At 67.5% G+C, this 20,647-nt stretch carries 19 protein-coding genes; 17 read left to right on the forward strand and 2 right to left on the reverse strand.

The window, feature by feature from the left end:
• Positions 1-65: 65 nt before the first annotated feature.
• Positions 66-1,196, reverse strand: a complete 1,131-nt coding sequence (locus EJO71_RS07715; RefSeq protein WP_125948554.1) for a hypothetical protein — start codon at positions 1,194-1,196, stop codon at positions 66-68.
• 50 nt (positions 1,197-1,246) lie between these two features.
• Between EJO71_RS07715 and ilvA the strand changes: the two genes are divergently transcribed.
• On the forward strand, positions 1,247-2,863 hold the full coding sequence (gene ilvA / locus EJO71_RS07720) for a threonine ammonia-lyase, biosynthetic (RefSeq protein ID WP_125948553.1): 1,617 nt from the start codon (positions 1,247-1,249) through the stop codon (positions 2,861-2,863).
• Between the two features lie 57 nt (positions 2,864-2,920).
• Here the strand turns inward: ilvA and EJO71_RS07725 are convergent, their stop codons facing one another.
• Positions 2,921-3,559, reverse strand: a complete 639-nt coding sequence (locus tag EJO71_RS07725; protein WP_125948552.1) for a type II secretion system protein N — start codon at positions 3,557-3,559, stop codon at positions 2,921-2,923.
• Between the two features lie 50 nt (positions 3,560-3,609).
• Here EJO71_RS07725 and gspG point away from each other — a divergent pair, with 50 nt between their 5' ends.
• The 16 genes from gspG (at position 3,610) to EJO71_RS07805 (ending at position 20,646) form a co-directional block, all read left to right on the forward strand.
• Positions 3,610-4,050, forward strand: a complete 441-nt coding sequence (gene gspG, locus EJO71_RS07730) for a type II secretion system major pseudopilin GspG (RefSeq protein WP_125948551.1) — start codon at positions 3,610-3,612, stop codon at positions 4,048-4,050.
• Positions 4,025-4,543 (forward strand): prepilin-type N-terminal cleavage/methylation domain-containing protein, encoded by a 519-nt coding sequence (locus EJO71_RS07735; RefSeq protein WP_171022564.1) that lies wholly within the window; start codon positions 4,025-4,027, stop codon positions 4,541-4,543. Before gspG ends, EJO71_RS07735 begins: the two co-directional genes overlap by 26 nt.
• Before the next feature lies 1 nt (position 4,544).
• On the forward strand, positions 4,545-4,934 hold the full coding sequence (gene gspI / locus EJO71_RS07740; protein WP_125948550.1) for a type II secretion system minor pseudopilin GspI: 390 nt from the start codon (positions 4,545-4,547) through the stop codon (positions 4,932-4,934).
• A 5-nt stretch (positions 4,935-4,939) separates the two neighbouring features.
• The gene (locus EJO71_RS07745; protein WP_125948660.1) at positions 4,940-5,635 is read left to right on the forward strand and encodes a prepilin-type N-terminal cleavage/methylation domain-containing protein; all 696 of its coding nucleotides are present in this window, start codon (positions 4,940-4,942) and stop codon (positions 5,633-5,635) included.
• Positions 5,632-6,624: a type II secretion system minor pseudopilin GspK gene (gene gspK, locus EJO71_RS07750; protein WP_125948549.1), complete on the forward strand. Its 993-nt coding sequence runs from the start codon at positions 5,632-5,634 to the stop codon at positions 6,622-6,624. The genes EJO71_RS07745 and gspK overlap by 4 nt, the downstream gene beginning before the upstream one ends.
• A gap of 126 nt (positions 6,625-6,750) precedes the next feature.
• Complete coding sequence (gspL, locus tag EJO71_RS07755; protein WP_125948548.1) at positions 6,751-7,962, forward strand: type II secretion system protein GspL; 1,212 nt, start codon at positions 6,751-6,753, stop codon at positions 7,960-7,962.
• Positions 7,959-8,507: a type II secretion system protein GspM gene (gspM, locus tag EJO71_RS07760; RefSeq protein WP_125948547.1), complete on the forward strand. Its 549-nt coding sequence runs from the start codon at positions 7,959-7,961 to the stop codon at positions 8,505-8,507. The genes gspL and gspM overlap by 4 nt, the downstream gene beginning before the upstream one ends.
• A gap of 13 nt (positions 8,508-8,520) precedes the next feature.
• A complete protein-coding gene (gene gspN / locus EJO71_RS07765; protein WP_125948546.1) occupies positions 8,521-9,321 on the forward strand; it encodes a type II secretion system protein N in 801 nt (266 codons plus the stop codon).
• Between the two features lie 5 nt (positions 9,322-9,326).
• Positions 9,327-11,618 carry a type II secretion system secretin GspD gene (gene gspD / locus EJO71_RS07770; protein ID WP_125948545.1) on the forward strand — a complete coding sequence of 764 codons (2,292 nt, stop codon included), beginning with the start codon at positions 9,327-9,329 and terminating at the stop codon, positions 11,616-11,618.
• Between the two features lie 16 nt (positions 11,619-11,634).
• Positions 11,635-13,026 carry an ATPase, T2SS/T4P/T4SS family gene (locus tag EJO71_RS07775; protein ID WP_125948659.1) on the forward strand — a complete coding sequence of 464 codons (1,392 nt, stop codon included), beginning with the start codon at positions 11,635-11,637 and terminating at the stop codon, positions 13,024-13,026.
• Between the two features lie 25 nt (positions 13,027-13,051).
• Positions 13,052-14,290 carry a type II secretion system inner membrane protein GspF gene (gene gspF, locus EJO71_RS07780; protein WP_125948544.1) on the forward strand — a complete coding sequence of 413 codons (1,239 nt, stop codon included), beginning with the start codon at positions 13,052-13,054 and terminating at the stop codon, positions 14,288-14,290.
• Between the two features lie 29 nt (positions 14,291-14,319).
• The gene (locus tag EJO71_RS07785; protein WP_125948543.1) at positions 14,320-15,219 is read left to right on the forward strand and encodes a 5'-nucleotidase; all 900 of its coding nucleotides are present in this window, start codon (positions 14,320-14,322) and stop codon (positions 15,217-15,219) included.
• 206 nt (positions 15,220-15,425) lie between these two features.
• Complete coding sequence (locus tag EJO71_RS07790; RefSeq protein WP_125948542.1) at positions 15,426-15,614, forward strand: hypothetical protein; 189 nt, start codon at positions 15,426-15,428, stop codon at positions 15,612-15,614.
• Positions 15,615-15,670: 56 nt separating this feature from the next.
• Positions 15,671-18,079 carry a phospholipase C, phosphocholine-specific gene (locus EJO71_RS07795; RefSeq protein ID WP_125948541.1) on the forward strand — a complete coding sequence of 803 codons (2,409 nt, stop codon included), beginning with the start codon at positions 15,671-15,673 and terminating at the stop codon, positions 18,077-18,079.
• A 131-nt stretch (positions 18,080-18,210) separates the two neighbouring features.
• Complete coding sequence (locus tag EJO71_RS07800) at positions 18,211-19,113, forward strand: LysR substrate-binding domain-containing protein (RefSeq protein WP_125948540.1); 903 nt, start codon at positions 18,211-18,213, stop codon at positions 19,111-19,113.
• Positions 19,114-19,230: 117 nt separating this feature from the next.
• Complete coding sequence (locus tag EJO71_RS07805; protein ID WP_125948539.1) at positions 19,231-20,646, forward strand: nucleobase:cation symporter-2 family protein; 1,416 nt, start codon at positions 19,231-19,233, stop codon at positions 20,644-20,646.
• Position 20,647 lies beyond the last annotated feature (1 nt).

Genomic DNA, 20,647 nt, shown 5'->3' on the forward strand with positions numbered 1-20,647 from the left:
CGAAGCGGCAACAAAGCCTCAAGTCGCCCGGCCCACGCCGGGCGGCTTTTTGCTTTTTCTCCCCTTTAGCTCGCACGGCTACGCCGACTCTGCAGCAACCCCACATTCATTTCTCCGCTCAGCACCGATGCGTAGAAACGCTCGACCATGTTGACGCTCGTGCGCGCATTGCGCGCCAAGGTCAGCATGTCGATCCCTTGCCCATACAGCAGCCGCAACGTGATCGCGGTATGACGCAGGCAGTACAGGGTCCTCGACTGGCCCAGCGGTCCTTTTTCGAGCCCCGCCTTTTCGAGCACCCAGTGGAAGAAGAAGTTGAGTACCGCCAACGCGTGCTCGCGGTTCTTCAGCTGCGGCATGAAGACATAGTCTTCCGCTCCACCGTAACCATGCTCCCCACGATAGGCGAGCAAGCATTCATATACCCGCACAGCTGGACACAAGCTCACGATGGGCTGGCTGTGCCGCTTGGTCTCCGGCAGGTTCATCCGCAGATAGACGTGTTTGCCGCGCACGACCTCGATGTGCTTGTTCTTCATGAACTTGATGTCGCTCGGACGCACGAAGGTGTTCACCATCCAGCGGACCAGCCAGGGCAACTCGTCCGGCATCACGAGCAACTCACGCGCAATCCAGAAACGCTCGCCTGCCGCGAGTTGATCGAGCACCGGATGCGAATGCCCGCGCAAGCCGCGCGCGGTCCTGATGATCGCCCGGTACTCCGCAACACTGAAGCTGCCGCGCGGTTGGCTGCGCACCTTGACCTTCGGGAACGCGGGCGCATCGCGAAGCACGCCGATGTGCACGCCATGCATCACAACCTTGCGCAACAGCACCAGGTACTGGGCAATCGTCGTGCTGGTGAAGCCCTGCTCTCCGAGGTGATCGATCAAGCGTTGCGCATCGGTGGTTGCAAACGACTGCACCGGCACATCACCCAGCAACGGAACGATGTGCGCACGCAACCTGTTGCCCATCACTTGCCATGTGGCACGCCCAATTTCCTTTCGCTGAACGCGCGCGGACTCCGCTTGCATCAGCCTCCTCGAAAGGTCACTGACAGAAATTGATAACAGATTCTGCTCATTTGTAATTTGATCGGCGGTCGCATGAATCGCGGGACAGGTGCGTCCAAAAAATCCCGAATCATTTGCAGCTGGGGCTTTGTTGAAGAGGTTTATGACATTTGTGTCCATGTCATATCTCGCATGCAATCCCGATGCCTCTTATCATCGACAGTTAGCAAATGAAAACTCCCTTGGAAAAAATCGTGCGAAATGCACCTCTAAAACCGGCGCTGACGCCCGCCGACTATCTCAGAAAAATACTTAACGCCCGGGTCTACGACGTTGCTGTCGAGTCCGCACTCGAGAAGGCGCGTGCGCTCAGCGATCGACTTGGCAATACCGTGCTGTTGAAGCGCGAAGACCAGCAACCGGTCTTCAGCTTCAAGTTGCGTGGTGCCTATAACAAGATGGCGCATTTGAGTCCCGCGCAATTGGCGAGCGGCGTGATTTGCGCATCTGCAGGCAATCACGCGCAAGGTGTTGCATTGGGCGCGCGGAAACTGGGCACTCGCGCCGTGATCGTGATGCCGGTGACCACGCCCAAACTCAAAATCGACGCGGTGCGTGGTTTCGGCGGAGAAATCGTGTTGCACGGCGACAGCTATTCCGACGCCTATCTGCATGCACTCGAATTGCAGACGCAGCAGAACCTGACCTTCGTGCATCCATTCGACGACCCGGATGTCATCGCAGGCCAAGGCACCATCGCCATGGAAATCCTGCGGCAGCATCAGGGGCCGCTCGATGCCGTGTTCGTCGCGATCGGCGGAGGCGGCCTGATATCCGGCGTAGCCAACTACATCAAGGCCGTGCGTCCCGAGGTCAAGGTGATCGGCGTTCAGATGAACGACTCCGACGCAATGATGCAATCGGTCGCGGCGCATCAGCGCGTGAATCTTCCGGATGTCGGCCTGTTCTCCGACGGCACGGCAGTCAAGCTCGTCGGCGAGGAAACCTTCCGCATCGCCAGCGACCTGGTCGACGACTACATCGCCGTCGATACCGACGCCGTGTGCGCTGCCATCAAGGACATCTTCGTGGACACGCGCAGCATCGTCGAGCCGGCGGGTGCGCTGGCGGTCGCTGCCATCAAGGAATACGTTGCCCAGCACGGCCGCCATGGCGAGACGTATGCGGCGATCCTGTGCGGCGCGAACATGAATTTCGACCGCCTGCGCTTCGTCGCCGAACGCGCCGAAGTCGGCGAGGAGCGCGAGGCACTCTTCGCCGTCACCATTCCCGAGGAGCGCGGCAGCTTCCGCCGCTTCTGCGAGCTGATCGGCGAAATGCCCGCGAGCGATGCGGAAGCTCCGGGCACTGGCGGCGGCGCGTTGCGCAACGTGACCGAGTTCAACTACCGCATAAGCGACGCGGCAAAGGCGCACGTGTTCGTCGGCCTCACGACCTCGACGCGCGGCGAGTCGGCCGTCATAGCGCGGACTTTCAACGCGCATGGATTCGACGCGCTCGACCTCACGCACGATGAACTCGCGAAGGAGCATCTGCGGCATCTCGTGGGCGGACGCACCGGCCTCGCGCACGACGAGCGCCTGCTGCGCTTCGTGTTCCCCGAACGACCGGGCGCGCTGCTCAAGTTCCTGAGCCTGATGCAGCCGAGCTGGAACATCAGCCTCTTCCACTACCGAAACCAGGGCGCCGACTACGGTCGCATCCTCGTCGGCCTGCAGGTACCGGCCGCCGAGTCCGCCGAATTCGACGCCTTCCTCAAGACGCTGGGCTATCCCTACGTCGAGGAAACGGCCAACCCGGCGTACAGGCTCTTCCTGCAGGCCTGAAAGCGCAGAAGCCGGCGCAAGGCCGGCTTCTCTCATTCATCGAAGACTGCTGACTGCCTACTGCGCAGCGGCCTGTTGCGGCGGCGGCTCCATCGTCGTCGACTGCTGCAGCAGCGTGCCACCGGGTGGCGGTGGCTGGATCTGTTGTTGCTGAGGCATCTGCGGCGGAGCCGCCACAGCCGGCATCGTTGCCGGCAAGACTCCGGCCGGAGCGGTCATCGGCACCGCCGGACTGGAAACGCTGATCGGCGCACGCACGGGCAGCTGCAGCGTGAACGCCGCCGGCCCGTCGACCTGCGTGCCGATGGTCGCCGAGCGCAAGCCCACCGACTGAAGCACATAGTTCTCGCCGACCGCCGAGCCGACACGGAACGGCCGCGGCGGCTTGCCGTCGACGGAGATCAGCGCCGCCCCTTGCTTCGAAGGGTCCGCCACCACGCCCGACAACGCGAAGCGGCTGGCCGCCTCCGGGGCCGCTGCCACCGTGCGTGAAGCGGGCAGCACGCCCAGCAGCCGCGCGACCGAGTCCGAATCCGCCGAAACCGAAGGCCGCGGCATCGTCGCGGCTGCCGCGACAACGTCGGTGGGCGAGGCCAGGCGCAGCGCCCAGAACACCGCGGCACCGGCCGCCAGCGCCCAAAGACCCGTCGTTGCAAGTGGGGCATGCCAGCGGGCGGCGGAGTAAGGACTTGTCATGGCCGCGGATTATCATGCAGCGCGCCTTCCGAATCATGTCTGTCCAAGCTATGAACAAATTCCTCCGTGCCGCTTCCCGTACCGTCCAACGCGGCTTCACGCTGATCGAACTGATGGTGGTGCTGGTCATCATCGGCGTGCTGGCGGCACTCATCGTGCCGAACGTGATCGAGCGCGCCGACGACGCCCGCGTGACGGCGGCCCGGACCGACATCAACAACCTCATGCAGGCGCTCAAGCTCTACCGCCTGGACAACCAGCGCTACCCCACGGCCGAGCAAGGGCTGCAGGCGCTGCTCACGCGCCCGACCACCGGTCCGGCCGCGCCCAACTGGAAGGCCTACGTCGAAAAGCTGCCCAACGACCCCTGGGGCCATCCGTACCAGTACATGAACCCTGGCATCAAGGGCGAGATCGACGTGTTCTCGTTCGGCGCCGACGGCCAGAGCGGCGGCGAGGGCAAGAATGCCGACATCGGCAGCTGGCAGTAGCAGCGGCACGGGCTCGCCGCCCCGCAATCCGCAACTGCGCCCTCACATCCACCAACAGGCCGGCGGCTTCACGCTGCTGGAGCTGATCGTGGTGATCGCCATCATCGCGATCGCCACCGCCGCCGTGAGCTTCGCCATTCGCGACACCAGTGCCGCCAACCTCGACCGCGAGGCCGACCGCCTCGCGGCGCTGCTCGAGTCGGCCCGCGCCCAGTCGCGCGCCAGCGGCATCGTGGTGCGCTGGCGGCCGGTCGAGGGCAGCTTCAGGTTCGACGGCCTCGCGCCCGGCTCGCTGCCCGACGGCTGGGCCGCCGAAGGCATCACCGCGCAGGCCTCGCTCGCCAACGGTACGCTGGTTCCCGCACTGCAGCTCGGGCCCGATCCGATCATCGCGGCGCAGCAGGTCATGCTGTATTCCGCCGGCCCGCCAGCGCGCGCGCTGCGCATCTCGACCGACGGGGTGCGCCCCTTCACCGTCTCGGCGGTCCAGTGAAATGAGCGCACGACGACGCCCTCATGCTTCGCCCTCGCGCATCGGTGGCTTCACGCTGATCGAAGTGCTGATCGCGCTCGGCATCGTCGCCATCGCACTGGCCGCGGGTTCGCAGGCCACCATGTCGCTCACGCGCAATGCGCAGCGCCAGTCCGACCTCGTGCTGGCCGACCTGTGCGCCGAGAACGAACTCGCCAAGGCCCGCTTGTCGCGGCAGATGCCCGCGATCGGCGACTCGGGATCGATCTGCCTGCAGGCCGGCGTCTCGTTCAACGTGACCACTTCGACCATCCCCACGCTGAACCCGAACTTCCGGCGCGTCGACGTGCAGGTGCGCGACGAGGCCGACTCGCCCATCCTGCGCATCTCCACCGTGGTGGGGAGGTACTGATGCCGATGCGGCACCCCACCGGCATCCGCGCCGCTCGCGGCTTCACGCTGATCGAGTTGCTCGTCGCCATCGCGGTAATGGCGCTGCTTTCGCTCATCAGCTGGCGCGGGCTCGAGAGCATGTCGCGCGCCACCACGCAGAACCAGCAGCGCGCCGACGCCGTGCTCACGCTGCAGGCCACGCTCGCGCAGTGGGGCGCCGATCTCGACGCTGTGACCACGCTCGCGCAGACGCGCCCTGTCGACTGGGACGGCCGGGTGCTGCGGCTCACGCGACGCGGCAGCGACGACACGGCGCCTTCGGTACAGGTAGTGGCCTGGACGCTGAAGTCCGGCCCCGACGGCGTGCGCTGGCGGCGTTGGCAATCGCTGCCGTTCACCACGCGCGGCGAATGGCAGCAGGCCTGGAACCTCGCAGCCGCCTGGGCGCAGGACGGCGGCGCTGGCGCGAATGGCGGCTACAGCGATGTGGCGCTGGTGCCGGCCAACAGCTGGCAGATCTTTTTCTTCCGCGACAACAGCTGGGTGCCGGCAAGCCAGTTGCCAATCACCCCGGCCAACCCGAACAACCCCGCGGGCCCTGTCGTCGCCATGCCCGACGGCGTGCGCCTCGTCATCACGCTGCCGCCGGGCGAAGGCCTCTCGGGCACGCTCACGCGCGACTGGGTCAAGCCGACCGTGGGGGCGCCGAAATCGTCATGACCGCGCCGCACAAGAAGAAGCACCAGTCGGGCGCCGCCCTGCTCGCCGCGATGCTGACGGTGATGCTCGTGGCCACCTTCGCCGCCGCGGCACTGTGGCAGCAATGGCGCTCGGCCGAGGTTGAGGGCGCCGAGCGCGCGCGCGTGCAGGCGGCCTGGGTGCTGATCGGCGCGCTCGACTGGTCCCGCCTGATCCTCGGGGAAGACGGTCGCGCCGGCGGTCCCGACCATCTCGGCGAGCCCTGGGCGGTGCCGCTGGAGGAAGCGCGGCTCACGAGCTTTCTCTCTGCCGAAAAGAACGTGTCGAGCGACAACCTCGAAGGGCTGCCCGATGCGTTCCTCTCGGGCCGCATCGTCGATGCACAGTCCAAGCTCAACGTGCTCGCGCTGGTCGACAACGGCAAGCCGTCGCCCGCGGGCGTCGCCACCTTCACCCGGCTGTTCAACCTGCTGGGGCTGCCCGTGTCCGAACTCAGCCGCATGACCACGGGCCTTGCGGCGGCCCTTGCCACAGGTGCCTCGACCGACGATGGCGGAGGCAGCGATCCGAGCGCCGCGCCGCTGATGCCGCAGCAGGTCTCGCAGCTGGTGTGGCTCGGCCTTTCGCCTTCCACGGCCGCGGCGCTCGAACCGTACGTGACGATCCTGCCGGTGAAGACCACGCTCAACCTCAACACCGCAAGTGCCGAAGCCATCAGCGCCAGCATGGAGTCGCTCAACATCGCCAGCGCGCGCCAGCTGGTGGACCGCCGCTCGCGCACCTTCTTCAAGGACATCGCCGCCGCCAATGCCGCGCTGCCCAGCGGCACCGCGCCCTTCAATGCGGCCCAGCACGGCGTGGGCACGCAGTTCTTCGAGGTCTACGGCAGGCTGCGGCTCGATCGCACCTACGTGGAAGAGCGCTCGCTTCTACAGCGAAGCGGTGTCACGGTGACGACGATCTGGCGCACGCGCGGCGCCGGCGCAACGAACACTACGGTCAAACCCTGATTTCGATGCACCATTTGTAGCCAAAAAGCCTTCCAAAGCGCGTCACCCCTGCGCTACACGCTATCGAAAACAGAGCGCCGCCCTGTCGGACGCACACCTACAATCACCGGCTTTTCCAAGATCCACATGACTCCCCTGCTGCTCATTGCCCCCCTCCCTCCGGCCGATGCCGCGGGTGAGTACGACTGGGCCCAGGCAGGCGACGACGGCATTGCATTGCGCAACCAGGGCCGGGCGTTGCTGGCGCTGCTGCCCTCGAGCACGGAGGTCATGCTCGGCATTCCTTCGGCCGCGCTCTCGTGGCACCGCGTCACGCTGCCCAAGGGCAGCATGGGCAGCGCGTCGAAGCTGCGCGCAGTGCTCGACGGCTTGCTCGAGGAACACCTGCTCGACGATCCCGAAGCCCTGCACTTCGCGCTCGAACCCGATGCAAAGGCCGGTGCACCCGTGTGGGTCGCGGCCTGCAACCGCATCTGGCTTCGCAGCGTCGTTCAGGGGCTCGAGGCGACCGGCCGGCGCGTGGTGCGCATCGTTCCCGAATTCGCGCCTCAGCCGGCCGACGGCCCACCGCTGCTGCTGGTCACAGGTGAACCCGAGGCGCCGCAGCTCACGGTGTGCGATGCCGACGGCGTGGTCTCGCTGCCGCTGGCTGGTGCGGGGCTGGCCCTGTCGGGCAGCCTGCCGCTGGACACCGCCGTCATCACCACCGAACCGGCAGTGGCCGAAGCGGCCGAGCAATTGCTCCAGCGCCGCGTGCCCATCGTGCAATCACCGCAGCGCTGGCTGCAGGCGGCGCGCACGCCATGGGAGCTCGCGCAGTTCGATCTCGCGGCAACCGGCCGCGCGCGCGCCGGCAAGAAATTCGCGTCGGTGGTGCAAACGCTGCGCTATGCGCCCGAGTGGCGCGCCGCGCGCTGGGGCGTGGTCGCGCTGCTGCTCACGCAACTGATCGGCCTCAACGCCTGGGCCTGGAAGGAACGCAACGCGCTCGAATCGAAGCGCCAGGCAGCCAAGACGATGCTGACCGAGACCTTCCCCTCGGTGAAGATCGTCGTCGACGCGCCGCTGCAGATGCAGCGCGAAGTCGCCTCGCTGCAGCAGGCCGTGGGCGACGTGGCGAACAGCGACTTCGAACCCATGGTCGGCGCACTCGCCGCCGTCCTCCCGCCCGGCAAGGTGCCGAGCGCCGTCGACTACAGCGCCGGCCAGCTGCGCCTGCGCGGGCTCGGCCTGCAGCCCTCCGAGGTTTCCCAGATCACCGGCGCGATGTCGCCGCGTGGCTACAACGTCCGCACCGAAGGCGACCTCCTGCTGGTACAGGCCGAGGCCAACCGATGAATTTCAGCGAAGAGCTCAAGGCCCGCTGGGCCACACTGGAAGCGCGCGAGCGCCGCATGGTCTACGCCGCCGCCGCGCTCGTGGCGCTGGCCCTGCTGTGGTGGATCGCGCTCGCACCTGCGCTGCGCACGCTGTCAGCGGCGCAGGCCGAGCATGCGCGGCTCGATGCGCAACTGCAGCAGATGGCCACCTTGCAGGCCCGCGCAAAGGCACTGCAGTCGCAGCCGCGGCTGAACCGCGACGATGCGCTGCGTGCGCTCGAGACCTCCGTGCGCGAAAGCCTGGGCACCGGCAACGCGCAGCTCATCGCGGCAGGCGGCGACGGCGCTGCCACCGTGTCGCTGCGCGCCGCGCCCGCAGCCACCGTCGCCCAATGGCTCGGCCAGGCCCGCGGCAATGCGCACGCGGTGCCCCGCGAAGTCCACCTGACCCGCGCACCGGCCTCGACGCCGCCTCCGGCATCGCCCGGCGCGAAGGACGCTCCGAAGACGCCGCAGGTCCGCTGGGACGGCACCGTCGTGATGGCGCTGCCGGCAGCGCGATGAACAGCAAGCCCCCATGCTGAACCGCCCACCGACTCCAGGACCCCGACCACCCCGCGGCTGGCGCTGGGCGCTGCTCGGCGCCGCCGCCGGCGTGCTGCTGGCAGTGGTGCTGTTCGCGCCGGCGCGCTGGCTGTCGGCAGCGCTGTCGAGCTGGAGCCAGGGCCGCCTCGTGCTGGCCAACCCGCGCGGCACCGTCTGGAACGGCACGGCCGCCGTGGTCCTCGCCAGCGGCGCGGGCGGCACGCAGGCCGTGTCGCTGCCCGGCCTGGTGCACTGGCGCATGCGCCCCGGCTTCAGCGGCATCTCCGCCAGCCTCGACCTGTCGTGCTGCGCCGCGCAGCCGCTCGAACTCAAGGCCAGTCCGCGCGCTGGCGGCATGCAGCTCGCCTGGCAGGACAGCCGCTCGCGCTGGCCTGCCACCCTGCTCACGGGCCTGGGCGCGCCATGGAACACGCTCAAGCTCGAAGGCGCGCTCGACCTCACGACCAAGGCCTTCTCGATGCAGTGGGACGGCCCGGCGCTGCGCATCGCCGGGCAGGCCACGCTCGACGCCACCGACGTTTCCTCCAGCCTGTCGACCCTGCGGCCGATGGGCAGCTACCGGCTCACGCTCGAAGGCGGCAGCCGCCCCACGCTGCTCCTGAGCACGCGCGAGGGCAGCCTCGAGCTGAACGGCAGCGGCAGCTGGAACGGCACTTCCTTCCGCTTCAACGGCGAAGCCAGTGCCGCACCCGGCCGCGAAGACGCACTTTCCAATTTGTTGAACATCATCGGACGGCGCGAGAACGCGCGTTCGATCATCACCCTGGGTTGATCCTCATGATGAAGCCACTGTTTTCGACCGGCACCGTCGCGCTCGCCGTGCGCGTGCTGATCGCCGCCACGTTCCTGCAGGGCGCGCCCGCCGCGTTCGCGCAGACCGGCGACGCGCCGCGCCGCGGCGAGCCGATCACGCTGAACTTCTCCAACGCCGACATCGAGGCCGTGGCCCGCACCATGGCGGTGGTCACCGGCCGCGACGTGGTGGTCGACCCGCGCGTGAAGGGCACGATGAATCTGGTCACCGACCGCGCGATCCAGCCGGCGGCCGCCTTCAACCAGTTCGCCTCGGCGCTGCGCCTGCAGGGCTTCGCGGTGGTGGAGGCCGACGGCCTCTACAAGGTGGTGCCCGAGGCCGACGCCAAGCTGCAGAGCAGCACCGTCAACACATCCATCAGCGCCACGGCTTCGAGCGGCAGCAACCAGATCGTCACGCAGATCTTCCGGCTCAACTACGAGTCGCCGAACAACCTGCTGCCGGTGCTGCGCCCGCTGATCCCGCCGAACAACACCATCAACGTGAACCCGGGCAACAACTCGCTCGTGATCACCGACTACGCCGACAACATGCGCCGGCTGGCGCGCATCATCGCGTCGCTCGACGTGCCGAACGCTTCCGACATCGAGGTCATCCAGCTCAAGCACTCGGTCGCCACCGACATGGTGCCGCTGGTGCAGCGGCTGGTCGACGGCGGCAGTGCCGGCGCCCCGGGCGCCGCGGCGCCGGGCGCGGCGGATGCCTCGTTCCGCACCACGCTCATGGCCGATCCGCGCAGCAACTCGCTGATCCTGCGCGCCGCCAACCCGGCGCGCGTGGCGCTGGTTCGCACGCTGGTCGAGAAGCTCGACCGGCCCGCCGCCGAGAGCAGCAACGGCGCGGCCGGCAACATCTACGTGGTCTACCTGAAGAACGCCGACGCGGTGCGCCTCGCGGCCACGCTGCGCGCCGCGATGGCGGCGAACCAGCAGAGCATCACACCCGGCACGCCGGGCGCCACGGGCGGTGGCACACCGCAGCAGAGTGCTCCGCAGGCCATGCAAGTCAACCTGAACAGCGGCAGCCAGGGCGGCGGCTCGGCTGCCGCCAACGCGCCGCTCAACAACGCGAACCAGCCCTCCACCGGCGGCCAGATCCAGGCCGACCCGTCGACCAATTCACTGATCATCACCGCGCCCGAGCCGCAATACCGGCAGATGCGCGCGGTGATCGACAGGCTCGACGGCCGCCGCGCGCAGGTCATGATCGAAGCGCTGATCGTCGAGGTCAACGCCACCAAGGCGGCCAACTTCGGCGTGCAGTGGCAAAGCGCGCTGGGCAACAACGCCGTCATCGGCACCAACTCCAGCCTCAACAAGACGAACATCCTGGCCCTGACTCAGGCGCTGGCCACGCGCAATGCCGCCGGCCTGGCGGGGTCGATCCAGCCCGGCCTCAACCTGGGCATTGCCGGCAAGATCGGCGGCCAGTACGTCCTGGGTGCCATCGCCAACTTCTTCAGCAGCGACGGCGACGCCAACATCCTCTCCACGCCCAACCTGCTGACGCTGGACAACGAGGAAGCCAAGATCGTCATCGGCCAGAACGTTCCCTTCCCGACCGGCTCGTACGCCAGCACCTCGGGCTCGGTGGGCGTCAATCCGTTCACCACCGTCGAGCGCAAGGACGTCGGCCTCACCCTGCGCGTGCGCCCGACGATCAACGAGAACGGCACCGTGAGGATGACGATCTTCCAGGAAACCTCCACCGTCGACCCGGCCACCCTGGCCAACGCCAACGGCCCCACCACCAACAAGCGCTCCATCGAATCGAGCGTGCTGGTGGAAGACGGTGGCCTCGTCATGCTGGGCGGCCTGCTGTCGGACACCTACAACAACAACATCGAGAAAGTGCCGCTGGCCGGCGACATTCCGGTGATCGGCAACCTGTTCAAGAACGAGAACCGCACGCGCGCGAAGAACAACCTCATGATGTTCCTGCGCCCCGCGGTGATGCGCGACGGTGCCGCGACCGAGGCCTTCGCCGTCGACCGCTACGACGAGATCCGCGGCATGCAGCAGCGGGTTCAGCCGAATACCGACAACATCATGCTGCGCAATGTGGACGCCGCCCCCGTGCTGCCCGAACAACCGCTGACGCGCGCGCCCAGCCGCAGCGGCAGCACCCGCATGGAAGGCACCCAGCTCATCCCGCCGCCGCAGCCCGCCGTGGACAGCCGCAAGCTGGCGCCAAGCCCCCTGCGCGGCGCCCTGCCCCCCACCGCAGACCCGGTGACCTCGCGCGAACTGCCTTGATACTGTCCTGATGTCCATGCGCTACCCCCTGCCCTACGCCTTCGCACGCAGCCAGCAGCTGTTGCTCGAGGAGACCGACGACGGCCGCTACACGCTGTGGATGTCGAGCCACCCGGCGCGCAGCGCGGTCGGCGAGGTGTCCCGCAAGTACGGCGTGCGGGTCTTCGAGGTGCTGGCTGACGGCCCGCTGGCGCAGCGCATCAGCGCGGCCTATGCGCAGGGCGAGTCGAGCGCCGCAGCGGTGGTGAGCGAGGTGCAGAGCGACGCCGACCTCTCGCGCATGATGCAGGAGCTGCCGGCTGTCGAAGACCTGCTGGAAAGCGCGGGCGACGCGCCCATCATCCGGATGCTGAACGCGCTGCTCACGCAGGCCGCGCGCGATGGCGCCAGCGACATCCACATCGAGCCCTACGAGCGCACCTCGTCCGTGCGCTTTCGCATCGACGGCACGCTGCGCGAGGTGGTGCAGCCCAACCGCGCGCTGCACGCCGCACTGATCTCGCGCCTGAAGATCATGGCCGACCTCGACATCTCCGAGAAGCGGCTGCCGCAGGACGGGCGCATCTCGCTGCGCATCGGAACGCGCGCGGTCGACGTGCGGGTGTCGACGCTGCCGAGCGCGCACGGCGAGCGCGCGGTGCTGCGCCTGCTGGACAAGAGCGAATCGAAGCTCACGCTCGAATCGGTGGGCATGCAGGGCGACACGCTGAACCGCTTCGAGAAACTCATCGCGCAGCCGCACGGCATCATCTTGGTAACCGGCCCGACCGGCTCGGGCAAGACCACCACGCTGTATGCCGCGCTGGCCCGGCTCGACGCGAGCCGCAGCAACATCATGACGGTGGAAGACCCCATCGAATACGAGTTGCCGGGCGTGGGCCAGACGCAGATCAACGCCAAGATCGAACTCACCTTCGCCAAGGCCCTGCGCGCGATCCTGCGGCAAGACCCGGACGTGATCATGATCGGCGAAATCCGCGACTTCGAGACCGCCCAGATCGCCATCCAGGCCTCGCTGACCGGCCACCTGGTGCTCGCCACGCTGCACACGAACGACTCCGTCAGCGCCGTCACGCGCCTGACCGACATGGGCGTGGAGCCCTTTCTTCTCAGCTCTTCGCTGCTGGGCGTGCTCGCGCAGCGGCTCGTGCGCAAGGTGTGCACCTCGTGCGGTGGAGCGGGCTGCGAAGCCTGCGGCCAGACCGGCTACCAGGGTCGCACCGGCATCTTCGAGCTGCTGGTGGCGGACGAGACCGTGCAGGGCCTGATCCACAGCAAGGCGGCCGAGAGCGAACTGCTGCAGGCAGGCGCGCGCGGCGGCCTGCGCCTGATGCGCGAGGACGGCGAACGCCTGGTGCAGGCCGGCATCACCTCGCGTGCCGAGTTGCTGCGCGTGACCCGCGACTAGCCGGCCACGCACCCCGGCCCCGCCCATGCCCGCCTATTCCTTCGAAGCCATCGATGCCAGCGGCCAGTCGCGCGAAGGCGTGCTCGAGGCCGACACCGCACGCAGCGCGCGCAGCCTGCTGCGGGCGCAGTCGCTCATTCCGCTGTCGGTCAAGCCGGTCGGCAGCGATCACGTCAACGGCACCGGCCAGCGCAGCGTGCTCTCCCGCTGGCTGGGTGGCGGCAAGCGCGTCTTCAATTCGACCGGCCTTGCGGTGTGGACGCGGCAGCTCGCGGGCCTCGTCTCTTCGGGCCTGCCGCTGGAGCGCGCGCTCACGGCGCTCACCGACGAAGCCGAATCGGAGCCGCAACGCAACCTCGTCGCGTCGCTGCGCGCCGAAGTCAACGCGGGCTCACCGTTCGCGCGCGCGCTATCGGCGCATCCGCGCGAGTTCTCGCCCATCTACACGGCCGTGATCGGCGCCGGAGAGCAGAGCGGCAACCTGGGCCTCGTGCTCGACCGCCTCGCCGACGACCTCGAGGAACGCCAGGCGCTGCAGCAGAAGCTGATCGGCGCAGCGCTGTACCCGGCCATCGTCACGCTGGTGGCGATCGTGATCGTGATCTTCCTCGTGAGTTATGTGGTGCCGCAGGTGGCTCAGGTGTTCGCGGGCACCAAGCGCTCGCTGCCATTTCTCACCACCGTGATGCTTTCGCTGAGTGCCGGCGTGCGCAACTACGGCTGGTGGATGCTGGCCGCCGTGATCCTCGCCGGTATCGGTGCACGGCTGGCGCTGGCGCAGGAAGCCCTGCGCCTGAAGTTCGACGCGATGTGGCTGAAGCTGCCGCTGGTGGGCAAACTCGCGCGCGGCTACAACGCGGCTCGCTTCGCGAGCACGCTCGCCATGCTGGCCACGGCCGGCGTGCCGATCCTGCGCGCGCTGCAGGCGGCCTCCGAGACGCTGGGCAACCGCGCGATGCGCGCCGACGCGCTCGACGCGCTGGTGCTGGTGCGCGAAGGTGCGCCGCTGGCCTCGGCGCTGGCACAGAAGAAACGCTTTCCCGGCCTGGTGTCGATGTTCGCGCGCCTCGGCGAGCAGACCGGCACGCTGCCGCTGATGCTGCAGCGCGCCGCCAACCAGCTCGGCGCCGAAGTGCAGCGCCGCGCGATGCATCTCGCCACCATCCTCGAGCCCTTGCTCATCGTGGCAATGGGCGGCGTAGTGATGCTGATCGTGCTGGCCGTGATGCTGCCTATCATCCAGCTCAACCAGTTCGTCAAGTGACGGCTGCCGCCAAGCAGGACGTACGCACCATGCCCGTAACCCTCGAAGACAAGCTCGTGGTCGCGATCTCCTCGCGCGCCCTGTTCAACCTCGAAGAAGAAAACAAGGTCTTCGAGGCCGGGGACAACGAGGGCTACATGAAGCTGCAGCTCGACCGCATCGACGTGCCGGCCGCGCCGGGCATCGCCTACTCGCTGATCCGCAAGCTGCTGCGCTTCAACGAAGACGGCGTGCAGCGCGTCGAGGTGGTGATCCTGTCGCGCAACGACCCGGTCTCGGGCATGCGCATCTTCAAGTCGAGCGCGGCGGCCGACATCCGGCTGCAGCGCGGCGTGTTCACGCAGGGCCGCCCGCCTTTCGGCTACCTGCGCCCGCTGCGCGCGCACCTGTTCCTTTCGGTCAACGCTCAGGACGTGCGCGAGGCGCTCAACGCCGGCTTCCCGGCCGCGCGCGTGCTGGTCGAATCGGTGAAGGCCAGCGATGCATGGCCGAACGAAGTGCGCATTGCCTTCGACGGCGACGCGGTGCTGTTCTCCGACGAGGCCGAGCGCGTGTTCCAGGCCGAGGGCCTCGACGCTTTCCAGGCGCATGAAACCAGCAAGGCCGACCTGCCCCTGCCCGAAGGCCCGTTCAAGCCGCTGCTGATGGCATTGCACCGCCTGCAGATGGCCGGCAACGCGCAGATGCGCATCCGCACAGCGCTGGTCACCGCGCGCAGCGCCCCGGCGCACGAGCGCGCGATCCGCACGCTGATGAAGTGGAACATCCGCGTCGACGAGGCCATGTTCCTCGGCGGCCTGCCCAAGGGCGAGTTCCTGCGCGAGTTCGAGCCTGATTTCTTTTTCGACGACCAGACCGGGCACGTCGATGCGGCTTCGCGGCATGTGCCGGCGGGGCATGTGAGCAGCGGGATCAGCAACGAGTCCTGAACGCGGCGGCTGAACCTGGCATCAGGCCGCACCGCGCCCATCTTCCATGGTTTCTTGTGCCATCGCATGGCGCCGCATTGTCACGCGGCCGACTTCATAGCGTCACCGCAAGTTAACAAGTCGGTCACGGGTTCTCCCTAGTCTTGTGGCTCGGGCATGCACACCTGTCGCACGCCCTCCAGAACGACATCACAGAGGACCAACCCATGCGAGTTCCTTTCCCGCACACGGGGCTTGCGCCCGTGCTGCTCCTGGCATGCGCGCTCTCGGCCTGCGGTGGTGGTGGTGGTGGTGGTGGCGGCTTCTTCGGTGGCACGCCAGCGACCACACCGCCCCCCACGGCAACCACCCCGCCCGACACGAGTGTCAAGTCCGAGATGCGCTGCGCGCCGTGAGCGTCGCCCGACGCCGCTGACGCCACCGCCACATCGCCAGGACCCCCCACCCCACCATGACTTCCCGTCGCAAATTCCTCACGGGTGCCGCCACCACCGGCCTTGCCGCCACCGCGATCAACGTCCTCCCGCCGAGCATTCGCCGCGCGCTCGCCATTCCCGCCAACAACAAGACCGGCACCATCCAGGACATCGAGCACATCGTGATCCTCATGCAGGAGAACCGTTCGTTCGACCACTACTTCGGCACCCTCAAAGGCGTGCGCGGCTTCGGTGACCCCCGACCGATCGCGCTGCCCAACGGCAGGCCCATCTGGTATCAGCCCGACGAGTCCGGCAGCTATGTCCTGCCCTATCACCCGGGCGTCGGCGATCTGGGGTTCAAGTTCATCGACGACCTGAATCACAACTGGAACGGTGGACACCAGGCATGGAACAAGGGGCGCCACGACGCGTGGATCCCGGCCAAAGGCATCCAGACCATGGTTCACATGACGCGCGAGGACATCCCCTTCCACTACGCGCTGGCGGATGCCTTCACGATCTGCGACGGCTACCACTGCTCCCTGCTGGGCCCCACCGATCCCAATCGATACTACATGTTCAGCGGCTGTTGCGGCAACGACGGCACCGGCGGCGCCACAGGCGGCCCCGACATCTCGAACGGCGAGACGGGCAACTACAGCTGGACAACCTACCCCGAGCGACTCGAGGCGGCAAGGATCTCCTGGAAGGTCTACCAGGATATCGGGGGCGGGCTCGATGCAGGCGGGGGTTGGGGCTGGAATGGCAGCAAGCCCTACATCGGCAACTACGGCGACAACTCGTTGCTCTATTTCAAGCAATACCGTGCTGCCAAGCCGGGGGATGCGCTGTACGACAAGGCGCGCACCGGAACCGAAATCGCCAGGAGCGGAACCCTCTTCGACCAACTCAAGGCCGACGTCGCCAACAACACGCTGCCGCAGGTGTCGTGGATCGCAGCGCCCGAAGCCTACACGGAGCATCCCAACTGGCCGGCAAACGGCGGTGCCTGGTACATCGACCATGTCCTGCAGGCGCTGACCTCCAATCCGGAGGTGTGGAGCAAGACCGCGCTGTTCGTCACCTACGACGAGGACGGCGGGTGGTTCGACCACACACCGACGCCCTTCGCGCCTTTCTCGAACAACCAGGGCCTGTCTACGGTCAGCATCGCCAACGAGTACCACACCGACGGGCTTCCATTCGGCCTCGGTGTGCGGGTTCCGATGCTGGTGATTTCGCCCTGGTCCAAGGGTGGCTGGGTCAATTCCCAAGTGTTCGACCACACCTCGCTCGTTCGCTTCATCGAAGCCCGGTTCGGCGTCCGTGAAGACAACATCTCGCCCTGGCGTCGTGCCGTCTGCGGCGATCTGACTTCGGCGTTCGATTTCGCCGCCCCGGATTCGATGGCTGCGACGTTCCCGGCCACCATCGGCTACGAGCCGCCCACGACGAACCGCAGCTACTACACGGCGCAAGTCCCCGACGAGCAGAAGCTGCCGCGACAGGAACCCGGCCAGCGCCCCGCGCGCCCGGTCCCCTACGAATTGTTCGTGCACGGCCGCAGCGACGTTTCTGCCAGCAAGTTCTGGCTCGACTTCGGAAACACCGGCGGCGCGACCGCGGCGTTCCATGTCTACACCGGAAACGGCACGGACGGCCCATGGGTGTACACCGTCGGAACGGGGAAAAAGCTCTCCGACTACTGGAGCACCGTCGCCACGAAAGACGTCACGAAAGGCATCTACGACCTTAGCGTCTACGGCGCCAACGGCTTCCTGCGCCGGTTCGTCGGCGACATGTCGACCACGGCCGGCGTGGCCTACGCCAATCCCGAAGTGGCGGCCTGCTACGACATCACCAATCGCAACATCCGGTTGACGCTAAGGAATTCGGGCAATGCGTCGTGCCGCATGACGGTGGCCAACAGCTACGGCAGCGCAGCCTCCCGCAACTTCACCCTGGGTGCCGGTGCCAGCATCGACGACTATTGGGACCTGAGCGCGAGCGACGGTTGGTACGACCTGTCCGTCACCGCCGACATCGACGACAGCTTTCTCCGGCGCTTCGCAGGGCATGTCGAGAACGGCAAGCCGAGCAAGTCCGACCCCAAGCTGGGACTGGAGCCGCCTGCGGTGATTCCAGCGCCGCAGCGCGCGACGCTGAAGGCCCTGAAAGCCAGCATCACCAAGGGAAGCACCCTCGATTTCAGCTACAGCGTGCCGGACAAGGACGTCGACGCGAAGAACTGGATCGGTGTCTTCTCGTCATCCCTTGCGGCACCTGTATCACCCTCCCTGGCCTGGCAATACGCACCCAACGCCAAGGGCCAAATAACGATGGGGACGGACAAGCTCAACGCCGGTACCTACAAGGCATGGTTCCTGGCCAAGGACGGCTATGGCTTTCTGGCCGGGCCCGTGGACTTCACGGTGACCTGACGAAGGCAACGCGCGTCGTGCATCGCATGGCAACCGGCGGGCACGACGGCCAGCGACCCGGCCATGGGCTTGCCCGACCTCTGATGCGGCATGCATGATTCGCCCCGCGCCCCGGCGGCGCGAGGGGAAACATGCACGCCAAGGTCATTCGCTATTTCGTCGAGGTGGTTCGCGCGGGCTCGATCCGCAAGGCGGCCGAGCAGCTGCATGTGGTGCCCACGGCGGTCAACCGGCAGATCCTCAACCTCGAGGAAGAGCTGGGCGCCCCGCTCTTCGAGCGCATCCACAACACGCTGAAGCTCACGCCCGTGGGCGAGATCGTGCTGGCCCACGCGCGCGGCACGCTGCACGAGTTCGACCTGGTGCGCCAGCGCATCGAGGCCGTGCGCGGACTGCGCCAGGGCGAGGTCACGCTCGCCACCACCGCCGGCCTGGCCGACGCCTTCCTGCCGGCCGTGGTGCAGCGCTTTCGCGAGGCGCACCCCGGCATCCAGCTCAAGCTGCTCGGCCTGCCGATCGCGGCGGTGCTGCGCAGCGTGAGCGAGGGCGATGCCGACCTGGCGCTGGCCTACGACGTGCCCGGCACCGCGGGCTTTCGCACGCTGTTCGCCAGCGAGTGGCCGATCGGCGCGGTGGTGCCGCCCGGCCACCCGCTGACCGCGCATGCGACGACGGTACTGGCCGAGTGCGTCGGCTATCCGCTGATCCTGCCGGCGCCTTCGCTGTCGATCCGGCCCATCCTCGATGCGGCCTTCGGGCTCTCTGGGATCAGCGCCTCGCCGGTGATCGAGACCACCTCCACCGCGCTCATGCGCCGGCTGGTGCGCCAGGGCGGCGGCATCACGCTGCTCAACCGGCTCGACGTCGACGAGGAGCGGCAGGAAGGCTCGCTGGTCTTCGTTCCGTTGCGCGACGCCGCGCTGCGCGCCCAGACGCTCACGCTCGAAACCCGCGCCGCACAGCCGCCGAGCCCCGCGGCCGAGCTGTTCGCGAACCACGTGGCGGCCAGCCTCGACGAGCTGCTGGCGCCCTGATTTCGCCTTCTCTACCCGTCCACTTTTTGTGCACAGGGCAGGTCATTTATTGACTTTGCGCGTGCGAACGCATCGCTCCTAGACTGCCGCGCCGGTTCATCGGCAGGAAAGGTCCACATGCTTTCGAACGATAAAAAGACCCCCGCAGGAGACGGCGAAGGGGTCGACCAGAAGCTTCCCCTCGGCCGCTGCGGCGCGCTGAGCCTGCAGCACGTGCTCGTGATGTACGCGGGCACGGTGGCGGTGCCGCTCATCGTGGGCGGCGCGCTCGGCCTCTCCAAGGCCGACATCGCCTTCCTCATCAACGCCGACCTGCTGGCGGCCGGCATCGCCACGCTGGTGCAGGCCATCGGCTTCTGGCGCTTCGGCATCCGCATGCCAGTGATGATGGGCGTGACCTTTGCGGCGGTCGGCCCGATGATCGCCATCGGCATCGATCCCTCGCTGGGCCTGCCCGCGATCTACGGCGCCACCATCGTGGCGGGCGTGTTCGGCATGCTGGTAGCGCCGCTGATGGGGCGCGTGCTGGGCGTTTTTCCTCCCCTGGTGACGGGCACGGTCATCACGCTGATCGGCGTGTCGCTCATGGGCGTGGCCATCAACTGGGCCGCGGGCGGACAGCCCACCGCGACCCGCATGATCGACGGCGTGGCGCACGCGGTGGCCAACCCCGCCTACGGCGAGCCGGTGAACCTGGCGATCGCGGCGGCGGTGCTGCTGGTGATCATCGCGATCACGCGCTTCGGCAAGGGCCTCGTCGCCAACATCGCAGTGCTGCTGGGCATCGTCTTCGGCGTCGGCCTGTCGCTGGCGCTCGGGCGCATGCACTTCGACGGGCTGGCCGAGGCCAGCTGGGTCGCCGTGACCACGCCCTTCCACTTCGGCATGCCGCGCTTCGAGCTCACGGCCATTGCCTCGATGTGCATCGTGATGCTGATCACGCTGGTCGAATCCACCGGCATGTTCCTCGCGCTAGGCGAAATCACCGGCCGCAAGGTCGGCACCGACGCGCTCACGCGCGGCCTGCGCGCCGACGGCCTGGGCACGGTGATCGGCGGCGTGTTCAACACCTTTCCGTACACCTCGTTCTCGCAGAACGTGGGGCTGGTGACGGTGACCGGCGTGCGCTCGCGCTACGTGGCGGCCGGTGGCGGCGTGCTGCTCATCGCGCTCGCGCTCTTCCCGAAGATCGCGCACGTCGTGGCCTCGGTGCCGCAGTTCGTGCTGGGCGGTGCGGGCATCGTGATGTTCGGCATGGTGGCGGCCACGGGCGTGCGCATCCTCGGCGAGATCGACCATTCGCAGAACCGCCACGCGCTGTACGTGATCGCGATCTCCATCGGCCTGGGGCTGATCCCCACGCTGTCGCCGAACTTCTTCCAGCACTTTCCGGCATGGACGCATCCGCTGACGCACAGCGGCATCGTGCTGGGCACCTGCGCAGCGGTGCTGCTCAATCTTTTCTACAACGGCGTGCTGTCGAGGGAGCGATCCTTCACACTGGCGGCGCGCACCTCGCATGGGACCGAATGAC

The organism is Variovorax sp. 679 (genome assembly GCF_003952185.1).
Taxonomy (GTDB): domain Bacteria; phylum Pseudomonadota; class Gammaproteobacteria; order Burkholderiales; family Burkholderiaceae_C; genus Variovorax.

Coding starts and splice junctions, on each gene's coding strand:
- EJO71_RS07715 (WP_125948554.1), bottom strand. CDS start 1,196: ATGGACACAAATGTCATAAACCTCTTCAACAAAGCCCCAGCTGCAAAT.
- ilvA (WP_125948553.1), top strand. CDS start 1,247: ATGAAAACTCCCTTGGAAAAAATCGTGCGAAATGCACCTCTAAAACCG.
- EJO71_RS07725 (WP_125948552.1), bottom strand. CDS start 3,559: ATGACAAGTCCTTACTCCGCCGCCCGCTGGCATGCCCCACTTGCAACG.
- gspG (WP_125948551.1), top strand. CDS start 3,610: ATGAACAAATTCCTCCGTGCCGCTTCCCGTACCGTCCAACGCGGCTTC.
- EJO71_RS07735 (WP_171022564.1), top strand. CDS start 4,025: ATGCCGACATCGGCAGCTGGCAGTAGCAGCGGCACGGGCTCGCCGCCC.
- gspI (WP_125948550.1), top strand. CDS start 4,545: ATGAGCGCACGACGACGCCCTCATGCTTCGCCCTCGCGCATCGGTGGC.
- EJO71_RS07745 (WP_125948660.1), top strand. CDS start 4,940: ATGCGGCACCCCACCGGCATCCGCGCCGCTCGCGGCTTCACGCTGATC.
- gspK (WP_125948549.1), top strand. CDS start 5,632: ATGACCGCGCCGCACAAGAAGAAGCACCAGTCGGGCGCCGCCCTGCTC.
- gspL (WP_125948548.1), top strand. CDS start 6,751: ATGACTCCCCTGCTGCTCATTGCCCCCCTCCCTCCGGCCGATGCCGCG.
- gspM (WP_125948547.1), top strand. CDS start 7,959: ATGAATTTCAGCGAAGAGCTCAAGGCCCGCTGGGCCACACTGGAAGCG.
- gspN (WP_125948546.1), top strand. CDS start 8,521: ATGCTGAACCGCCCACCGACTCCAGGACCCCGACCACCCCGCGGCTGG.
- gspD (WP_125948545.1), top strand. CDS start 9,327: ATGATGAAGCCACTGTTTTCGACCGGCACCGTCGCGCTCGCCGTGCGC.
- EJO71_RS07775 (WP_125948659.1), top strand. CDS start 11,635: ATGCGCTACCCCCTGCCCTACGCCTTCGCACGCAGCCAGCAGCTGTTG.
- gspF (WP_125948544.1), top strand. CDS start 13,052: ATGCCCGCCTATTCCTTCGAAGCCATCGATGCCAGCGGCCAGTCGCGC.
- EJO71_RS07785 (WP_125948543.1), top strand. CDS start 14,320: ATGCCCGTAACCCTCGAAGACAAGCTCGTGGTCGCGATCTCCTCGCGC.
- EJO71_RS07790 (WP_125948542.1), top strand. CDS start 15,426: ATGCGAGTTCCTTTCCCGCACACGGGGCTTGCGCCCGTGCTGCTCCTG.
- EJO71_RS07795 (WP_125948541.1), top strand. CDS start 15,671: ATGACTTCCCGTCGCAAATTCCTCACGGGTGCCGCCACCACCGGCCTT.
- EJO71_RS07800 (WP_125948540.1), top strand. CDS start 18,211: ATGCACGCCAAGGTCATTCGCTATTTCGTCGAGGTGGTTCGCGCGGGC.
- EJO71_RS07805 (WP_125948539.1), top strand. CDS start 19,231: ATGCTTTCGAACGATAAAAAGACCCCCGCAGGAGACGGCGAAGGGGTC.